The organism is Pantoea sp. X-Soil-MYKO-1289 (assembly GCF_059730625.1).
The window spans coordinates 508,050-524,808 of the sequence record NZ_AP036005.1 but is presented as its reverse complement, the minus strand read 5'-3'; the positions used below and the strand labels follow the sequence as shown (position 1 = coordinate 524,808).

At 59.3% G+C, this 16,759-nt stretch carries 18 protein-coding genes; 7 read left to right on the top strand and 11 right to left on the bottom strand.

Going from position 1 to position 16,759, the window contains the following annotated elements; translation table 11 throughout:
* Positions 1–11: 11 nt before the first annotated feature.
* The 4 genes from AC6I7Z_RS21835 to AC6I7Z_RS21820 form a co-directional block, all read right to left on the bottom strand.
* A complete protein-coding gene (locus AC6I7Z_RS21835; RefSeq protein ID WP_497815879.1) occupies positions 12–425 on the bottom strand; it encodes an ASCH domain-containing protein in 414 nt (137 codons plus the stop codon).
* Positions 425–1,219, bottom strand: a complete 795-nt coding sequence (locus AC6I7Z_RS21830) for a molybdate ABC transporter permease subunit (RefSeq protein ID WP_497815878.1) — start codon at positions 1,217–1,219, stop codon at positions 425–427. Before AC6I7Z_RS21830 ends, AC6I7Z_RS21835 begins: the two co-directional genes overlap by 1 nt.
* Positions 1,219–2,139 (bottom strand): extracellular solute-binding protein, encoded by a 921-nt coding sequence (locus AC6I7Z_RS21825; RefSeq protein ID WP_497815877.1) that lies wholly within the window; start codon positions 2,137–2,139, stop codon positions 1,219–1,221. The genes AC6I7Z_RS21830 and AC6I7Z_RS21825 overlap by 1 nt, the downstream gene beginning before the upstream one ends.
* A gap of 144 nt (positions 2,140–2,283) precedes the next feature.
* A complete protein-coding gene (locus tag AC6I7Z_RS21820) occupies positions 2,284–3,216 on the bottom strand; it encodes a diguanylate cyclase (protein WP_497815876.1) in 933 nt (310 codons plus the stop codon).
* A gap of 577 nt (positions 3,217–3,793) precedes the next feature.
* Here AC6I7Z_RS21820 and AC6I7Z_RS21815 point away from each other — a divergent pair.
* From AC6I7Z_RS21815 to AC6I7Z_RS21805, 3 genes are all read left to right on the top strand, one after another.
* Entirely contained in the window at positions 3,794–4,318 is a 525-nt protein-coding gene (locus tag AC6I7Z_RS21815; protein WP_033748190.1) for a phenolic acid decarboxylase, read from the top strand.
* Positions 4,319–4,760: 442 nt separating this feature from the next.
* Entirely contained in the window at positions 4,761–5,168 is a 408-nt protein-coding gene (locus AC6I7Z_RS21810) for a DUF2382 domain-containing protein (RefSeq protein WP_497815875.1), read from the top strand.
* Positions 5,169–5,192: 24 nt separating this feature from the next.
* On the top strand, positions 5,193–6,167 hold the full coding sequence (locus AC6I7Z_RS21805; RefSeq protein WP_497815874.1) for a YsnF/AvaK domain-containing protein: 975 nt from the start codon (positions 5,193–5,195) through the stop codon (positions 6,165–6,167).
* 481 nt (positions 6,168–6,648) lie between these two features.
* Here AC6I7Z_RS21805 and AC6I7Z_RS21800 read toward each other — a convergent pair whose 3' ends face one another.
* A complete protein-coding gene (locus AC6I7Z_RS21800; RefSeq protein WP_497815873.1) occupies positions 6,649–7,206 on the bottom strand; it encodes a DsbA family protein in 558 nt (185 codons plus the stop codon).
* A gap of 299 nt (positions 7,207–7,505) precedes the next feature.
* On the opposite strand from AC6I7Z_RS21800, the gene AC6I7Z_RS21795 reads away from it, so the two are divergent.
* The 3 genes from AC6I7Z_RS21795 (at position 7,506) to ahr (ending at position 9,518) form a co-directional block, all read left to right on the top strand.
* Positions 7,506–7,775: a hypothetical protein gene (locus AC6I7Z_RS21795; RefSeq protein WP_497815872.1), complete on the top strand. Its 270-nt coding sequence runs from the start codon at positions 7,506–7,508 to the stop codon at positions 7,773–7,775.
* A gap of 113 nt (positions 7,776–7,888) precedes the next feature.
* Positions 7,889–8,437: a flavin reductase family protein gene (locus AC6I7Z_RS21790; RefSeq protein WP_497815871.1), complete on the top strand. Its 549-nt coding sequence runs from the start codon at positions 7,889–7,891 to the stop codon at positions 8,435–8,437.
* Between the two features lie 64 nt (positions 8,438–8,501).
* Entirely contained in the window at positions 8,502–9,518 is a 1,017-nt protein-coding gene (gene ahr / locus AC6I7Z_RS21785; RefSeq protein WP_497815870.1) for an NADPH-dependent aldehyde reductase Ahr, read from the top strand.
* Between the two features lie 29 nt (positions 9,519–9,547).
* Here ahr and gstA read toward each other — a convergent pair whose 3' ends face one another.
* Positions 9,548–10,153, bottom strand: a complete 606-nt coding sequence (gene gstA, locus AC6I7Z_RS21780) for a glutathione transferase GstA (RefSeq protein ID WP_497815869.1) — start codon at positions 10,151–10,153, stop codon at positions 9,548–9,550.
* A gap of 245 nt (positions 10,154–10,398) precedes the next feature.
* Here gstA and AC6I7Z_RS21775 point away from each other — a divergent pair, with 245 nt between their 5' ends.
* Positions 10,399–10,932: a sterol desaturase family protein gene (locus tag AC6I7Z_RS21775; protein ID WP_497815868.1), complete on the top strand. Its 534-nt coding sequence runs from the start codon at positions 10,399–10,401 to the stop codon at positions 10,930–10,932.
* On the opposite strand, the gene crtB is transcribed toward AC6I7Z_RS21775, so the two are convergent.
* The 5 genes from crtB to fni are packed head-to-tail and all read right to left on the bottom strand — an operon-like array spanning position 10,871 to position 16,738.
* Positions 10,871–11,800, bottom strand: coding sequence for a 15-cis-phytoene synthase CrtB (gene crtB / locus AC6I7Z_RS21770; RefSeq protein WP_497815867.1), 930 nt, complete (start codon positions 11,798–11,800; stop codon positions 10,871–10,873). The genes AC6I7Z_RS21775 and crtB overlap by 62 nt on opposite strands.
* Positions 11,793–13,274, bottom strand: a complete 1,482-nt coding sequence (locus AC6I7Z_RS21765) for a phytoene desaturase (protein WP_497815866.1) — start codon at positions 13,272–13,274, stop codon at positions 11,793–11,795. The genes crtB and AC6I7Z_RS21765 overlap by 8 nt, the downstream gene beginning before the upstream one ends.
* Entirely contained in the window at positions 13,271–14,434 is a 1,164-nt protein-coding gene (gene crtY, locus AC6I7Z_RS21760; protein WP_497815865.1) for a lycopene beta-cyclase CrtY, read from the bottom strand. Before crtY ends, AC6I7Z_RS21765 begins: the two co-directional genes overlap by 4 nt.
* A complete protein-coding gene (locus tag AC6I7Z_RS21755; RefSeq protein ID WP_497815864.1) occupies positions 14,418–15,707 on the bottom strand; it encodes a glycosyltransferase in 1,290 nt (429 codons plus the stop codon). Before AC6I7Z_RS21755 ends, crtY begins: the two co-directional genes overlap by 17 nt.
* A complete protein-coding gene (gene fni, locus AC6I7Z_RS21750; protein WP_497815863.1) occupies positions 15,704–16,738 on the bottom strand; it encodes a type 2 isopentenyl-diphosphate Delta-isomerase in 1,035 nt (344 codons plus the stop codon). The genes AC6I7Z_RS21755 and fni overlap by 4 nt, the downstream gene beginning before the upstream one ends.
* Positions 16,739–16,759 lie beyond the last annotated feature (21 nt).

Genomic DNA, 16,759 nt, shown 5'->3' with positions numbered 1-16,759 from the left:
GCTGGACTGAGCTACACCACCTCAACCAGCTGGAAGGTCTCGAACACCAGCTCCATCTCGGGGTGAAAGGTGCCTTCGTTCTGGAAAAAGCGCTGATGCTCGCGGCGCCAGCTCTCCAGACTGAGATCGTCTTCGCCTTCCAGCATCGCCATCTCCGGCGTCACGCGGTCGAAGCGGGTTAAAAAGAGGCCGGTGGTGCGGATGACGCAGCGCGGCTGCCCCACGCCGTCCAGGATAATGCTGTAGCCGCCAGGCTCGGGCTTTGATTCCTCATCCTGCCATCCGTGCAGCGAGCCGCAGCTCGCCATCTTTTTACCGGCAATCACCAGCGTAACCAGACGGTCGGCCAGCCCGGCCGAGTCGCCGAACGCCCATGCGTGCGCCTGTGGGTACTTCTCGATCAACTGCTCCAGCGAAATAGACATCAGATCACTCCCGATCGGGTGCGCCGCGCCCCTTTCTCGCGTGCGTAGCGACGCACAAACGCAAAACAGGCCAGCGGCAAAGGTAAGGTAAACAACAGCAGCAGCCACAGCAGCACATAAACCGCATCGACGCCGTCATTCTGCAAATTGTTGTAGAGCTTAACCGGAATGCCCTGTGGGAAATAGGCAAAAATCATCACGATGCCGAATTCGCCGATAGCGCGCACCCAGGCGAGCGCCACCGCTGTCGCCAGGCCCGGCGCGGCGAGCGGCAGCGACAGTCGGCGAAAACGCTGCCACGGCGACGCGCCCAGCGTGCGGCCCGCCTCCAGGATGGCGACGGGCACCGCGGCGAAGGCCGATCGCGCCGTCGTAATAAACCAGGGCAGCGCGCCATACCACTGCGCCAGCACAAAGGCGGCCGGATTGTTGACCAGCTCCACGCCCATGCGCGCCAGCAGCGAGCCAGCTGGCCCATAGGGACCATAGGCGCTGACCAGCAGAATGCCCATCGCCAGCGGCGGCGTCAGCAGCGGGATCAACACCAGTATCTCCACCGCCGTCCGCGCTTTGCCGCGCGCCTGCGAAAGCCACCAGGCGACAGGCAGGCCGGTGATAACGATCAGCAGCAGCGAAATCACCCCCAGCCCGGTTGATATCGCGATAGCGTTGCCATCGCCCCAGGCAAGATGGAAATGGCGCCAGCGCGTCAGGGCAATCAGCGTCAGGAAAGGCACGGCCAGCAGCACCAGCGCGGGCAGCGATAGCCAGAGCGCCGAAGAGGGACGGCGCATTATTGCGGGTAGAGCGCGTCGCCTTTAGGCGCGGCGTAACCATTTTGCTGATAGAGTGCCTGGCCCGCTTTGCTCAGCATAAAATCGACGAAAGCCTGCCCCGCTTTTTCGCCGTGAGGCGCATTTTTCAGCACTGCCGCGTAGTAAACCAGCGGCTGAGTGTGCAGGGTTTTCTCCTCGCCTTTGCTGTCTTTAATGGTAAAGCTGACGGTGTCGTACCACTTTTTAGCCTGCGCCGGGTTGCTCAGATTGATCTCGTCCGGCAGCGCGATATAGGGCAGATGCGCTGAGATGACTTCGCTTTCATAACCCGCCGCGGCATCCACCTGGCCGCTCTCAAGCCGCGCCAGCAGGCCGCCTTCAAGATGCGTCTGCGCCGGATTCTGCACCCCGCCCATGATGCTGTCGGCCGCGCCCGGCTTGCCGTAATACTTCTCCGCCAGCAGCAGGGTAAAGACAATATTTTGCCCTTTGGGATCGTTAACCGGATCGGTGCGGCCAAACTTCACGCCCGGCGTCGCCAGCACCTTAAGCCAGCTGGCGTCGCCCGCTTTCGCGGCGGCGGCGAACTGCTGCGCGAAGGGACCTTTCGGACTGTAGGCGATCACCATGCTGGTGCTGGCGACCGGCACCGCGTTATCGATCAGTCCCGCCTCTTTCAGGATCTGCATTGGACCTGGCGTAATAGAGACGAAAACGTCAGCGGTGATTTTTTTGCTCGCCAGCAGACGCGCCATGCCGTAGGCGCCCTGACCCTGTCCCTGATAGCTGCCGTTGTTCGCTTGTGCGAATGCCGGGCCTAAGCTCTCATCCATAACCTTGCCCATTGAACCGGCGTAGGTGACGCGAATATCCGTCGCCATGGCGGAAGCGCTGCATAATACGGCGCTTATCAACGCGATAAGTCTGAGCTTTTTCATCTGCACTCTCGTTATAAAGTAAAGTAAATAACGATTATCCTGAGGTCGGGTCAGCCAGACAAGGGGCTGCGGTGTTTAAAACAGAGAAAGGCGGCAGCGTGAGGCAGAAAGTCACGCTGCGTTGAGGGTGGGTTTAGGTTTCGCTTACCAGCAGAGCACTTCCCCAGCGTTGCCCGAAGTCTGCTTTTCGCGCGGACAAAAGATAATGCGATCGCGACCCTGCTGTTTGCCCAGATACATGGCCCGATCGGCTTTTTCGATCAGCGTCTGCAACGCCTCATCGCTCCTCGCGTGCACGGCGCCGCAGGTTACCCTGATTTGCAGCGTGCCGGTCGGCGTAATGAAATTATGCGCGCGTATTTGCGCCATCAGCCGCGCCAGCGTAGCGTTAAAGGCCGCATCGCTGTCGCAAACGTGCAGCAGAATAAATTCTTCGCCGCCAAAGCGGTAGGTTTTGTCCTGGCTGCGGCTGTTCATGGAGAGTAAGCTGCCAAGCTCTCTCAGCACCGCGTCGCCGGTCGTATGGCCATATTTGTCGTTGACCTGTTTGAAGTGGTCGATATCAATCAGCGTCAGATAGAGCGAAGGCGCCGAATGACGACCAACGGCCTGCTGCAGCAAAGGGAAATCGCGATAGAGCAGTTTTCTCAGCGGCAGCCCCGTCAGCGCATCATGATTATTGCGTAGCGCGATCAGCTCGGTTTTATAGCGATCGATGGCGTCCAGAAAGGTCCGCTGGGTCGCGTAGTAATGCTGCAGCTGCATGCGGGTTAGGGTGCCTTGCTGCATCGCCAGCAGCAGTTCGCGCATAGAGGCGTGCATCGCCGCATGGCGCGCTTCAATCTGTTTAACCTCTGGGTCTTCAACGTTTTTGAGACGCAAACGGATGGCCAGCCATTTGCTGAAGCGGCAGTGCAGATGAGATTCCGTGTCCATCATCTCTGGATCGGGGCTGTCATGAAACAGCGCCGTCGTGGTTAACTGACTGGACCAGATATAGTGTTGAGCGATCGCCTGGTTAAGTTCGCCTATATCACGTTCTAATTCAAAACCGTTAATTTTTCGCAGCGTTATCATTTTATTCTTTAGGTTAGTAAAAGCGTTAACTAAGGGTAATAAGAGAGGCGTCGAAAGGCGTTGATTACGATCATATCCGGCGTTGTCTGGCGTCCGCTTGCAGGTAAATAACGCGCTTCTGATTAATTTAACAGCAAATTTTAATTGTCATAAATATATGCCTGATGTAACAGGTGGTTTCAGGGAATGCTGTTTTGCAATGCGCCAGACAAATAAGCCTTTATTTTAGTTTCCGCGTTTAATAAAAAAGCGTGCCAGCGCGATTTGCTGGTGGCTTATATCTTCACCGCGTTTTAAAAGGCATTGCATTTAATAAGGGCCGCTTGTTGCTCGTCTTATCTCCCGATCTGCCGCCCCTTTATCGCTGATGATCTCCTGCGTCAACGCGGGGGCGAAAAGCCGTGCGCGACATGCCTGATGTCGTCGCACAGCGCATCTTTAATCGCTGCTGTAGTGGTGAATAATCGATCCTCATCAATAATAAGTGAGCCGGCAAAAATTAATGTCCGGCATCAAAAGAGAATGCGGCTCTGCGCCACAGGCCGGAGCCCTCCTTACTGATAACATGAGGTAAGCCATGACTATCGCTTCGCTTAATGAGTCATCACGCGATCTTTCGCAGTTTGTCGGTACACATTTTGTCTATACCTACGATAACGGCTGGAAATATGAGTGGTACGCACGTAATGAAACCACCTGCGACTACCGTATTCATCAGGGGCTGGTCGGCGGACGCTGGGTGACCAATCAGAAGATGAATGCCGTGCAGTTCGCGCCCGGCATTTTTAAGGTTGACTGGCATGAGCCGACCGGCACCTGCGTCAGCCTGCTGTTTGATTTGAACCGCAAACTGCTGCATGGCACCATCTTCTTCCCGCAGTGGATTGCCGGGGAAGGTCAGCACCCTGAAAAAACCATCTGCTATCAAAATGAGTTTATCGAAGATATGCATCGCTTCAGAGATGAAGGTCCCGCTTATCCTTACGTGATCATTCCCGAGTTCGCCGAGGTCACCTATATGAAAAATGAAGGGCCGGACAACGACAGCGTTATTGACCGCGCGCCGGGACAGTTGCCTGAAAATTTCTTTGAAGGGAAATAACGACCTTGTTCTGCCGCGATGCGTCGCGGCAGACGGACCGTCGTCGTAATTATTCACGCACTGACATACTTTTACATGCTTATTCGTCTGCTGATTTTCACAACGATATAATCATAATGCATATCAGCACGTTAATAATAAATTAAAGGCGGCGTAGCTAAAATTAAAATCTTTGCTGGTAAGAATTTTCCTGAATTAAAAGCGCGCGCAGGGAATAAGCAATATCACAATAAGTCGTTGGCTTTGCTGGATAAATTCCCGCTGCGTAAAACGCTGGGCTTTTGACGTCATTATCGAATTCTTATTTAATTTTCTTTTTTTTGCCGTTTGGCTTGCAACGGCTGGGTTTTGATTCAGACTTAAATTTCATTAGTTGTAAATGCTTTTGATTTGATTATATCAGGGTGTTTATTTCAACCGGGCATTTCATTAAGGGTGAAATATGGCTTCTTCTTCAAACAATGACGAACATCCGAATGCAGAAGAGGAAATTCTGCATCTGGCTGAAGAAAAGCTGAGCGTATCGCGAGAAGAAGTGCTGGATGGCTATGTCACTGTTAAACGCCAGACTTCAACTCACAGCGAGCCAGTCAGTCTACTGTTGCGCCGCGAAAACGTTGAGGTGACGCATGTGCCGAAAAATGAGCGCATTGCGTCTATGCCGGATGTCAGGGAAGAGGAAGGCGTCCTTATCGTGCCGGTGGTTGAGGAAGAGGTTGAAATCATTCGCAGGCTGGTTTTGAAAGAGGAGTTACATATCCGGCGAACGCATGAAGAGGTTCCCTGGGAAGGGACCGTTTCACTACGTAAACAGTATGTCGAGATTAACCGGAAAAAAGACGACACCTAAGCCACCATCACGCAGGAGGAAATCATGGCACACGAAAAAATCGTAACAATGTTCAGTACCCTGGCGCAGGCTGAAGGGGCTAAGCGTAGCCTGATCAAGTCGGGTTTCGCCGAGCATGATATTGATGTGATTTCTGGCGAGCGTCTGAAATCGGAAGGACATGAAGCCCGACACCCAGGCTTCTGGCAGCGACTGTTCGGCAGCACGCTCGATGAAGAGCAGAGCGGCGTGTATGAAGATGCGATTAACTCAGGCAGCGTGGTGCTGACGCTGCGCGCTGAAGAGGATAAGCTGCCGCGCGCCTACAGCATTCTGGATGCGCATGACACCGGTGAACTGCCGGTCGGCAACGGCCTGTCGCAGGATGACGGCTATACCGTTTCCACTGCGCAGAGCGCGACGGGCGTTAACAGCGTCGCCGATAGCGATCTGACGCAGCCGGTTCGCACCTCGCTCACCGGCGATGAAAGCGAAGAAGAGGTGTTGCGCCTGGCGGAAGAGCGTCTGGAAGTCGGCAAACGACTGGTCAGCGAAGGGACCACGCGCGTCCGTCGCTATACCGTGACCGATCAGGTTTCAGAAAACATTTCGCTGCAGGAGCAGCATGCGGATATCTTCCGTCGTTCAACCAACGATTTGGCCGCCACGGACAATGTCGACTGGGAAGATAAAACCATCGAAGTCGCGGAAACGCACGAGCAGCCGGTTATCAACAAAACCGCGCATATCAAAGAAGAAGTGGTGGTGCGCAAAGATCAGAGCGAGCGCGTTGAAAACATCACGGATTCCGTTCGTCGCCAGGAAGTGGATATCGATCATGCCGACAGCCAGCTCGCTGCGGATACTCCGCTGACGGGCACCGGCAGCGCGACGGCAAAACCTGCAGGCGCTTTTAACGCTACCGGCACCACCGGCGTAGACGATGACATCGTTGAGCGCAGCGGTGTGTCAGGCGTTGATGAAAAGGATAAAGTCGATCCTCTGTTAAAACGCCCATAAGGTTCTGTTCAGCCTGGCGAACCGTCGTCAGGCGCGAACCTGAACAGCTGCAGCGGGGAAGTCAACGCGATTGCCCTGGTGTTGGCTCGCTGCCAACCTCCCCGTCTGCACGCATCAATTTATCGGCATCGCCGCAATGTTAAGCTGTTTATTATATTGCCAGATGTTACCAAAAATTCAGCGCACGCTGCGTTTCGTTTTCAGTTTCGCTAACGGTCTGATTGCACAGGCATTGCCGCAGGTTGCCGCAAGGCCTTAAAGGCGGTTTTGTGCACTCTGCTGTTATTTGTTTAAAAAGCATCTGAAATCAGCGTTATTGCAGCGATATGTCAGGTTTTTCATAGCCGCCCGAAGGAGCTTTGTTATGTCTGAACGTCCCGATACGGAACCGCTGCCGGATGATGCGGAAATACCTGCTTACGAAGATGACGACACCGACCAGTAATCCACATCGCCTGCATCCTTTGCAGGCGCATGCCTGCTACGCCATCAGACGCTTTGCCCACTCGCTTATCTCGTCGCCACTGCCCATATCCGGTTGAATTAACCCATTGATCATAAAGGTCGGTGAAACGTGCACGCCATTCTGACGCGCATATTTGCAGTGCCACTTTATCTCGTTTTGCAGCTCTGCGTGGTCGAATGGGGCACGAGCGTCCACGCCGCTGTAGCGCATGAGACGCTCTATGAGTTCTTCAGGCGTGGTCTGCATATTGGGGCCGCGACAGTGATCGACAAACTCGAACTCTTCGCGGTGATCGGCTACCGCCTTCATCACCGCTCTGGCAGCCTGTTTCCCATCAAGGAGGGTTGAGGCCGCCAGGATATAGCGCACAATCAGACCTGAATAGAGATGCCACGGCTGCGACTGCAAACGAATTTTCAGCGTCATCTCCTTTTCGCCAACATAGTCCAGCAGCGCATCAAGCTTATTAAAGGCGCGTACGGAAAAAGGGCATGTTGGTTCCAGAAATATCTCGAAAACCCGTGGTCCCTGACCCCATACCAGCGCATCAGCCGTAAAATTTTCTCTGCCCATTCTTTCTCTCCTGGTTAATCTCAAACCTCTGCCATGCAAAAAATCGCTCTGCCTCAGCACGTTACAATGACGCCGCAATACCCCTTAATCAGACTCAAAAAGCGGGCTTTGACGGCCAAACCTGAGGCTTTTTTGAAAACGCTTCCACAGTGATAATCCCACTATGTAAAAGTCGCCGGAAGCCCGACGATGCAGCTATAGTTAATGCCATGTTAACATTATTTCGCCCGCGCAGGGTTCGCCCGCGCGGTAAAAGTTATCACTGTTCCAGAGCTGGAAAGCGCTAGAAGAGGTTGATTTTGCTTACTAATCTTTCCTGGAAAACTATTCACGACGTTATTATCAAGACCATCGAAGAGATGCTGGACGAGCAGCAAACAATCAGCGTGCCGACTCTGCGCGCGCGGCTGAAAGAGCTGGCTGAAAGCGAAACCGATGAGGTCATGGTGTTGTGCTACTGGCAGGCGAGCAAAGTGCTGACGCGACTGCCGCCCACCGTTACCGCCGCTCAGCTGATGAGCGCGGCCCGCCACGCATTTCGCACGCCGTTGAATCACGATCTATTATAAAAACGGCTCGGCACGCAGCGATAAACCGCTGCTGGCGAAAACGCGTAAAGTAAAACGTTTACAGTAATTTATGATGTACAACGCAGCGTGCGTCAACTCAGTAAGGAACCGCTATGTCGCATTTCCGTCCGGTGGCGCTTCAGCACGCCAGCCGTCTGCTCAATCACGGTCCTACCATTCTGATTACCAGCCAGCATCCGCAAACTCAGCGCCGCAACGTCATGGCCGCCGCCTGGTCGACGCCGGTGGAGTTTACGCCGCCGCGGGTGGCGATTGTGGTGGATAAGGCGACCTGGTCGCGCGAGCTGATTGAGTCGAGCGGCGCCTTTGGCGTCTGCGTGCCTGCCGCCGCTTTCGCCGATCTGACCTATGCTGTTGGCAATCGATCGGGCCGCGAGGAAGATAAGTTCGCCACCTGGAATATCCAGGCCATTAAGGGGCCTGAGCTGGGCGTGCCGCTGCTGGAAGAGAGCTGCGTCGCCTGGCTGGAGTGTCGGCTGCTGCCCGCAACAGAGGCGCAGCAAAACTACGACACCCTGTTCGGCGAAGTAGTCGCGGCGGCAGCTGACAGTCGAGTCTTTTATGACGGCCGCTGGCATTTCAGCGCCGAAAACCGCGCGCTGCACACGTTGCATCATCTTGGCGGCGGGCAGTTTTCGTGACGGTTGCGGACAGCTTCAGCGCCAAAATGCCTTGAGCGCATTCACTATCTCAGCGAGGAAAAGCATGAAATTTAAAAGTTACGCGGCCATGAAGGCTGGAGAAGCGCTTCAACCCTATGAGTACGATCCCGGCCCGCTGGCTGCGGAAGATGTTGAAGTTGAAGTCGATTACTGCGGCGTGTGCCACTCCGATCTCTCGATGATCGACAATGAGTGGGGCATCTCGGCCTATCCGCTGATCGCCGGTCATGAAGTGATTGGCCGCGTAGTCGCGCTGGGCGACAGCGCGAAAAGCAAAGGTCTGAGCATGGGCCAGCGCGTCGGCATCGGCTGGACGGCGAAAAGCTGTCAATATTGCGACGCCTGCATCAACGGCGAGCAGGTTAACTGCGTCAACAATAACGTTCCCACCATCAGCAACCATGGCGGCTTCGCCAGCCATTTACGCGCCAACTGGCAGTGGGTTATTCCGCTGCCGGAAAATCTGGACGCGGCGACCGCCGGTCCGCTGCTGTGCGGCGGCATCACCGTGTTTAAACCGCTGCTGATGCATAACATCACCGCCACCAGCCGCGTGGGCGTGATCGGCATCGGCGGTCTTGGCCATATGGCGATTAAACTGCTGCGCGCGCTGGGCGCGGAAGTGACGGCGTTCAGCTCGTCGCCTGCCAAAACCGAAACCATTAAGCAGATGGGCGCGGATTACGTCGTCAACAGCCGCGATCCTGAGGCGCTGAACAAGCTGGCCGGTCAGTTCGATCTGATCATCAGCACCGTCGCGGTGGATCTTGACTGGCAGCCCTATTTTCAGGCGCTGGCGGCCAATGGCCGTTTCCACACCGTTGGCGCGGTGATGAAGCCGTTCGAGGTGCAGGCGTTCAACCTGATCCTCGGCGATCGCGGCGTGACCGGCTCCTCTACCGGTTCGCCGGGTCAGCTGCGCTCGCTGCTCCGTCTGGCGTCGCGTGCGGATGTCGCGCCGACCGTGGAATATTTCCCGATGTCGAAAATCAACGACGCCCTCGATCACCTGCGCGCCGGCAAGGCGCACTACCGCATCGTGCTGAAAGCGGACTTCTGATCGAACAGCGCGCCCTCGGGCGCGCTGGTTTATGACATCAGGCCTTCTGATTTCATCGCGGCGATCACCGACGGACGCTGCGCATGGCTCGCCGCAAAGCGCTGCAGCGCCGGCCAGCGATCCAGGCTGAAATCAACCACGCGGAACCAGCTCAGCACGTTGAACAGATAGGCGTCGGCGATGGTGAAGCGGTCAGCGTATAGATAGCGATTATCCCCCAGCGCTTCTGCCAGCCAGTCCAGACGTTTGGTCAGCGTCGCCGTCGCAGCCGCCTTCCATTCCGGCGTCATAGCCGGGTTGAAAAATGCCCCTATGCCTTTATGCAGTTCGGTGGAAATAAAGTTCATCCACTCCAGCACCGCATAGCGCGCTTCGCCGCCTGCCGCCAGCAAATGGCTTTCCGGCTTCAAATCCGCCAGATACTGGGCAATAACCGCGCCTTCGGTCAGCACATGCCCGTTATCGAGCTGCAACGCCGGCACATAGCCTTTGCTGTTGATCGCCAGGAAATCGTCGCCTTCCGCGGTGCGTTTGGTTTTTAGATCTACGGCAACGGAGGTGTGCGGCAATCCGGTTTCGTGCAGAACGATGTGGGTAGTCAGCGAGCAGGCGCCCGCTTTATAGAACAGCTTCATGTCGTGGTAATCCCTGTTTTGTTTTTTGCTGCCGCAGTCTACGGCAGCGCGGGCCGCTTGCGCCATTGCCTTTCGTGCTAACCGGCTGGATTAATGCCTCTTCTTTCAATCAGGAGAGCTGTCGCCTGTTGAAACCCTGCGGCGAATTACAGGCCATAGCCTAAACTTAATGTTCGCCTGCGGGGTGCCGCAGCAGATGATAGCCAGCCTGAGCTGGCTGGCAGGATGCACTGACGGGAGAAAATATGCTGTGGTTGTGGAACGCTGGAATCGTATTACTGACCGTCGTCGCGATGGAGATTACCGCCGCGCTGTCGCACAAATATATTATGCACGGCTGGGGATGGGGCTGGCACCGGTCGCATCATGAACCGCATAGCGGCTGGTTTGAGGTCAACGATCTGTACGCCGTGGTGTTCGCTCTGCTGGCGATCCTTTTGATCTACCTGGGCAGTCGCGGCGTCTGGCCGCTACAGTGGATAGGCGCAGGCATGACGCTTTACGGCCTGCTCTATTTTATTGTGCATGACGGGCTGGTGCATCAGCGCTGGCCCTTTAAGTACATCCCGCGTCGCGGCTACTTTAAGCGACTCTATATGGCGCATCGTCTGCACCACGCGGTGCGCGGCCGCGAGGACTGCGTCTCCTTCGGCTTCCTCTATGCGCCGCCGCTGGCGAAATTACAGGCGACGCTGCGCCAGCGTCACGGCCGCCAGCCTAACGCGGACGCTGCCAAAGCTCGGCCGGACGCGGCGGCGAAGCGGCCGCCCGAGACCTGATCGCCAGCGCCGCCCCCGCCGCCAGCAGCAGGAGCTTCTCCTGTTTGCTGGTGGACTGGCGGCGATCCCAGGCAGTTTCCCCCGCGCGATAGACCTTGACCCCAATGCGGCGATAAACCTCTTTCGCCGTGGCGATCGCCCAGGCGGATCGCAGCGGCAGCCCAGCCAGGCCCGCCGAAGCGGAAGCGTAATAGGGCTCCGCTTCGCTTACCAGCCGCCGCGCCAGTCCCGCCAGCGCCGGTCGATGGGCGCGGTCGGCAAAGTGAAGGCGATCGAGACCGGCCTCTTCCAGCCAGCTCTCCGGTAAATAGCAGCGGCCGACCCGCGCATCCTCGACGATATCGCGCGCAATATTGGTGAGCTGAAAAGCGATGCCGAGATCGCAGGCGCGATCCAGCACCGCCTCGTCGCGCACGCCCATAATTTGCGCCATCATCAGCCCGACTACGCCCGCGACGTGATAGCAGTAGCGCAGCGTATCCTGCAGCGTTTCATAGCGCGCGCCGCGCACGTCCATGGCGAACCCTTCCAGATGGTCGAAGGCGTAAGCAGGGGAAATGTCGTGACCGAGCGCCACCTCCTGAAAGGCGGCGAACGCCGGTTCGTGCATTTGCGCGCCCGCGTAGGCCTGGCGAGTTTTACACTCAAGATTCGCCAGGCGCTGCTGGGGCGTCTGCGCCGAGGGAACCTCGCCGGGAAAGCCAAGCTGCTGATCGTCGATCACGTCGTCGCAGTGGCGGCACCAGGCGTAGAGCATCAGTACGCTGCGGCGCGTTTTGGCGTCAAACAGCTTAGCGGCGGTAGCGAAACTCTTCGATCCCACCTCCATCGTCTCCACGGCATGGTGCAGCAGCGTCGGATTATTCATGCAGATCCTCCAGCATCAGGCTTGCGGTGGCCTTGGCGGAACCGATTACGCCAGGAATGCCCGCGCCTGGGTGCGTGCCTGCGCCAACCAGATAGAGATTGCGAATATGACTGTCGCGGTTATGCGGCCGGAACCAGGCGCTCTGGCGCAAAATCGGCTCGACGGAAAAGGCGGAGCCCTGATAGGCGTTAAGCTCGTCGCGAAAATCAAACGGCGTAAAGATGCGGTGGGTCACCAGCTGGCTGCGCAAGCCAGGCATATAGTGCTCTTCCAGATAGGCGAAGATACGATCGCGCAGGCGCGGCCCCTCAATATTCCAGTCCAGAGCGGCAGTGCCGAGGTGGGGCACCGGGGCCAGCACGTAGTAGCTGCCGCAGCCCGGCGGCGCCAGCGACGGATCGGTGACGCAGGGCGCATGGAGATAGAGAGAAAAATCCTCCGCCAGTCCGTCGCGGTTAAATATTTCGTCAATCAGTTCGCGGTAGCGCGGGCCGAAGCAGACGGTATGGTGCGCCAGCTGATCGTGATGGTGGTTCAGGCCGAAATAGAGCACGAACAGCGAATTGCTCATGCGCTTGCCTTTCAGCTTTTTGGCCTGCGCGGCGGCAGCGGGATGTTTGCCGAGCAGGTCGCCGTAGGTATGCACCACATCGGCGTTGGAGGCGACCGCGCGGGTTTCGAATACCCGGCCATCCTCCAGATGCACGGCGGAAATCGCGGCGTCTTTCGCCTCTATATGACGGACGCGCGCGTTCAGCTCCAGCGTGCCGCCTAGATCCTGAAACAGCTTCAGCATGCCCTGCACCAGCGCGCCAGTGCCGCCGCGCGGAAACCAGACGCCCCATTCGCGCTCCAGCGCATGGATCAGGGTATAGATCGACGAGGTGGCGAAGGGATTGCCGCCGACCAGCAGCGAATGGAAAGAGAACGCCTGACGCAGCTTATCATCCTCGATAAAGCTCGCCACCTTGCTGTAGACGCTGCGCCACGCCTGCAGGCGCGCCAGCTGCGGCGCGGCGCGCAGCATATCGCGGAACGACAGAAAGGGGACAGTGCCGAGCTTGAGGTAGCCTTCGGCGAACACGGCGCGCGAATAGTCGAGGAAGCGCTGATAGCCCGCTACGTCGTCTGGATTGAATTTGCGGATCTCCGCCTCCAGCCGCGCCTGATCGTTGTCATAGCTAAACACCTCGCCCGACTCCCAGCAGAGGCGGTAGAAGGGCGTCACCGGCAGCAGCTCGACATAGTCGCTCATCGATTTGCCCGCCAGGGCGAACAGCTCTTCGATGGCGGAGGGATCGGTAATCACCGTCGGGCCCGCATCAAAGGTAAAGCCCTGATCCTGATAAACATAAGCGCGGCCGCCCGGCTTGTCGCGCTGCTCCAGCAGCCGCGTTGGAATGCCCGCCGCCTGCAGGCGAATCGCCAGCGCCAGTCCGCCAAATCCTGCGCCAATTACCGTGGTGTGCTTCATCGTGATGCTCTTCGTCCAGAAGGGTGAGTGAGAATAGCCTGCAGCGCCGCCAGTACCGGGACGGGCGGCTTGCCGCTAAGAATGCGCGCGCGGTCGGCCAGCGTAAGCCGTCCGGCGTAAAACCGGGCGATCAGCCCCTCGGGCAGCCCGTAAAAGCGCTGCATCACGCGCCAGCGCTGATCCCCGTCGGCCGCCAGAAACAGCATACGGTTGAGCATGCGAAAGAAGCCCTGCTCCCGCCATGCCGTCTGCGCGAAGCGGTGGATGCGCGGCGCGAGCGCCTCAGGGGAGAAGTCGCCCTCTGCGGCGAGTGCATCCGCCAGCGCCGCCGCCAGCGGCAGCGAATAGCCGGTCGTCGGGTGGAAAAGCCCGGCGCGCAGCCCGACGCTGGGCGGTCGCTGATGCCAGAAGCGGTCGAAGTCGCCCGCCAGGGTAATCGGCAGCGCGCCGCGCTCTTCGCGCACCAGCGTCTCCAGCTGCCAGCCCTGACGCGCGGCGTAGTCGCAGATATTCTGCCGCGCCTGCGCCGCCGCCAGCGAGGCGTCGTCGATGTAGTGCGTATCCTCGATCAGCAGGCGCGTCGGCGAAAGCGGCAGGGTATAGACGAAGCGATAGCCGCCCTGCTGGTCGACGGCGGCATCCATCAGAATCGGACCCTCAAGCCGATGCGGCTGGCTCAGGGTCCACTCCTGACCGAGAAAAGCCTGAAAGCCGATCTGCAGAGCGGCGTCGGGCTGATAGCCGCGGCCGTCGATCACGGCGCGTGCGCGCAGCACTTCGCCGCTGGCGAGCTGAACGTGGTCAGGCCCGCTGCAGGCGATAGTCTGGTGAAGCCGCAGCGCGTCGCCGAGCGTCGCGCGCAGTACCTCGTCAAAACGCGCGGAGGAAATGCAGAAATAGCCGCTGTCGAGCTGACGCGTCAGCTGAGGAAAGCGCACTTCGTAGTACGGCCAGCGGTGCGCCACCAGCGGCGCGATCCACTGATGCTGCGCGGCGCTGAGATCCTCTTCGTGGAAGCACCAGGTGTGGTTGCCACCCGCGCGGGCGTCGGCTTCAAGCACCAGCACGCGCAGACCGGGCTGCTGCTGTTTAAGCCGCAGCGCCAGCAGTCCGTTCGCCAGGCCGGCGCCGAGCAGCAGCAGATCATACTGCGATGTCATAGCACTTCTCCGCGAGCACCGGCTGGCGCGTCAGCAGCGCGCGTTCGGTAATATCGGCCGCGCGCTCGACGCCGCCGCAGGCCGCCAGCTGCGGCTGCAGACACGACATGCGCTGTTTGATCGCCCGATCGTCCAGCAGGCGACGCAGGCGGCGTGCAATCTGATGGCTGGTGGAGAAGCGCGACGCGCGGATCCCCAGGCCATGGTGCGCCAGCCGCGCGGCGATGCCGGGCTGATCGAACGCCAGCGGGATTGCCAGCAGCGGCGTGCTTTGCGCAACGGCGTCCAGCACCGTATTCAGGCCGCCGTGGGTAATGGCTACGTCCGCCTGCGCCAGCGCGGCGCGCTGGTCGACGAAGTCCGTGACCTGGGCGGCGCCGGCGCGCAGCAGTTTTCGCGCCTGATAATCGCTCAGACCGCCGCAGTGGACGATCAGCAACTCCGCCTGCAGTTCGCGACAGGCCTTCGCCAGGGTTTTGAACAGCCCATAGCGGCCGCCCTGCAAGGTGCCGAGCGAGGCGAAAACGCGCGGCTGACCGCCATTGCTGAACAGCGGCAGCTCAGCGCAGGTGGCAGGCTCGCGCAGCGGGCCTGTGGCGTGGAAATGCGCGGGCAGCTGGCAGCGTGGAAAGTCGAGTGCGTGCGGCAGCTGGCTGATTTGCGCCAGCGGCGACAGGCACTGATGCGGCTGACGGCGTTCCGGGAGGCCGAAGGCGTCGGCATGCCGCGCCAGCACGCGATCGTGGCTGCGCATCAGCCAGTCGTAAATTTTTTCGCTGGAGGCGAAGCGCTCGCGCGCGGCGCTGCTGGTGCCCCACAAAAAGGGCATCACCGGCAAAGGGAAATGCGCTTCGCGGTTCACGGGCAGCGCGCAGGCGACCGATACGAAAGGCAGCCGCAACGCCTCTGCCACCAGTCCGCCTGCCGGCGCCATCTGATCGACAATAACGCCGTCTACCGCCAGCGCCCGCAGCGCATCCGGCAGCTCCCGGCACAGCATATCGGTGCTGCTGGCCATATCGCGGATCAGGCGCAGGATGCCGGGTCCGCCAGGATGGGCCGCCAGCCGCAGCGTACGATCGAGCGTGCCGACAGGATGCGACCCCAGGCCGATGGCGTGGAAGCCGACGGCCGCATCGCTGAGCAGCGCGGCGACCTCCGCCTGCTGAATAAAGGTAATGCGATGGCCGCGCGCGATTAACCTCTGCGCCAGCGCCTGAAGCGCGCGTACGTGGCTGTAAAAGGGCGGGGCGATCACCGCGAAATGGCTCATTCTGGCTCTCCCACGCGCTGCAGCGGCGCGAGGCGCAGCTGGCACAGGTTGGCGCTGCCGGTGCAGAAACAGGCGACGCGCAGCTGTTCGATCAGCGTCTCAAAGTGCGCCACCACCGCGTCGGCAGAGTGCAGGGCGCTGCTAAGCACCGCCGCCGCCTGACCGACCACGTCCGCGCCCAGCCGCAGCGCTTTCGCCGCATCGATGCCGTCGCGAATGCCGCCGGAGGCGATAAGCGGCATGGCGGGCAGCCTGTGGCGCACGGCGCGCAGCGCTTCAGCAGTGGGAATGCCCCAGTCGGCGAAGGCCATCGCCACCGCGCGCTGCTGCGGCGTGCTGGCGCGTTCGCCTTCTACCGCCGCCCAGCTGGTGCCGCCCGCGCCGGCGATGTCGATCATGCCGACGCCCGCCTCGGCAAGCCGCTGCGCGACATCGGGCGAGATGCCCGCGCCGACCTCTTTCACGATGACCGGCACGTCCAGCGTTTTTACCAGCTGCGCAATCGCCTGCAGCACGCCGCGCCAGTCGCGATCGCCGCCGCGCTGCAGCGCTTCCTGCAGCGGATTAAGATGGACGATCAGCGCATCCGCTTCAATCATGCTTATTGCGTTCTGCGCCAGCCTGCGGCCCTGCTCGCCAAGGATCTGCGCGGCGCCCAGGTTGGCCAGCAGCGGAATATCCGGGGCGATACGGCGCAGGTCGCGCGTCAGGCCGAAATTGTTGTCGCTTTCCAGCGCCACGCGCTGTGAACCCACGCCCAGCGCCAGGCCAAGCGCCTGCGCCGCTTCAGCGAGATGGTGATTAATAGAGAGGGCGCGCGCCGCGCCGCCGGTCATTGAGCTAATCAGAAAAGGCGCCTGCAGGGGGCGATTGAACAGCCGGGTGCGCAGATCGATCTGATCCAGGTGCAGCTCCGGCAGCGCGCAGTGCGTGAATTGCCAGCGGGCGAAGCTGCCCGACGCAGGCGTGGTGTTACGCAGAACAATGTCCAGATGATCGTTTTTGCGTTTCGTCAGGTCCGTGTCCTTCATTGCTGCTCCATATACTCAGAC

Excerpts from the sequence above, each read along its gene's own strand:
- crtY (WP_497815865.1), bottom strand. The coding sequence starts at position 14,434 with ATGACATCGCAGTATGATCTGCTGCTGCTCGGCGCCGGCCTGGCGAAC.
- AC6I7Z_RS21825 (WP_497815877.1), bottom strand. The coding sequence starts at position 2,139 with ATGAAAAAGCTCAGACTTATCGCGTTGATAAGCGCCGTATTATGCAGC.
- ahr (WP_497815870.1), top strand. The coding sequence starts at position 8,502 with ATGAAATTTAAAAGTTACGCGGCCATGAAGGCTGGAGAAGCGCTTCAA.
- crtB (WP_497815867.1), bottom strand. The coding sequence starts at position 11,800 with ATGAATAATCCGACGCTGCTGCACCATGCCGTGGAGACGATGGAGGTG.
- AC6I7Z_RS21800 (WP_497815873.1), bottom strand. The coding sequence starts at position 7,206 with ATGGGCAGAGAAAATTTTACGGCTGATGCGCTGGTATGGGGTCAGGGA.
- AC6I7Z_RS21810 (WP_497815875.1), top strand. The coding sequence starts at position 4,761 with ATGGCTTCTTCTTCAAACAATGACGAACATCCGAATGCAGAAGAGGAA.
- AC6I7Z_RS21830 (WP_497815878.1), bottom strand. The coding sequence starts at position 1,219 with ATGCGCCGTCCCTCTTCGGCGCTCTGGCTATCGCTGCCCGCGCTGGTG.
- AC6I7Z_RS21755 (WP_497815864.1), bottom strand. The coding sequence starts at position 15,707 with ATGAGCCATTTCGCGGTGATCGCCCCGCCCTTTTACAGCCACGTACGC.
- AC6I7Z_RS21790 (WP_497815871.1), top strand. The coding sequence starts at position 7,889 with ATGTCGCATTTCCGTCCGGTGGCGCTTCAGCACGCCAGCCGTCTGCTC.
- AC6I7Z_RS21775 (WP_497815868.1), top strand. The coding sequence starts at position 10,399 with ATGCTGTGGTTGTGGAACGCTGGAATCGTATTACTGACCGTCGTCGCG.
- AC6I7Z_RS21815 (WP_033748190.1), top strand. The coding sequence starts at position 3,794 with ATGACTATCGCTTCGCTTAATGAGTCATCACGCGATCTTTCGCAGTTT.
- fni (WP_497815863.1), bottom strand. The coding sequence starts at position 16,738 with ATGAAGGACACGGACCTGACGAAACGCAAAAACGATCATCTGGACATT.
- AC6I7Z_RS21835 (WP_497815879.1), bottom strand. The coding sequence starts at position 425 with ATGTCTATTTCGCTGGAGCAGTTGATCGAGAAGTACCCACAGGCGCAC.
- gstA (WP_497815869.1), bottom strand. The coding sequence starts at position 10,153 with ATGAAGCTGTTCTATAAAGCGGGCGCCTGCTCGCTGACTACCCACATC.
- AC6I7Z_RS21820 (WP_497815876.1), bottom strand. The coding sequence starts at position 3,216 with ATGATAACGCTGCGAAAAATTAACGGTTTTGAATTAGAACGTGATATA.
- AC6I7Z_RS21765 (WP_497815866.1), bottom strand. The coding sequence starts at position 13,274 with ATGAAGCACACCACGGTAATTGGCGCAGGATTTGGCGGACTGGCGCTG.
- AC6I7Z_RS21805 (WP_497815874.1), top strand. The coding sequence starts at position 5,193 with ATGGCACACGAAAAAATCGTAACAATGTTCAGTACCCTGGCGCAGGCT.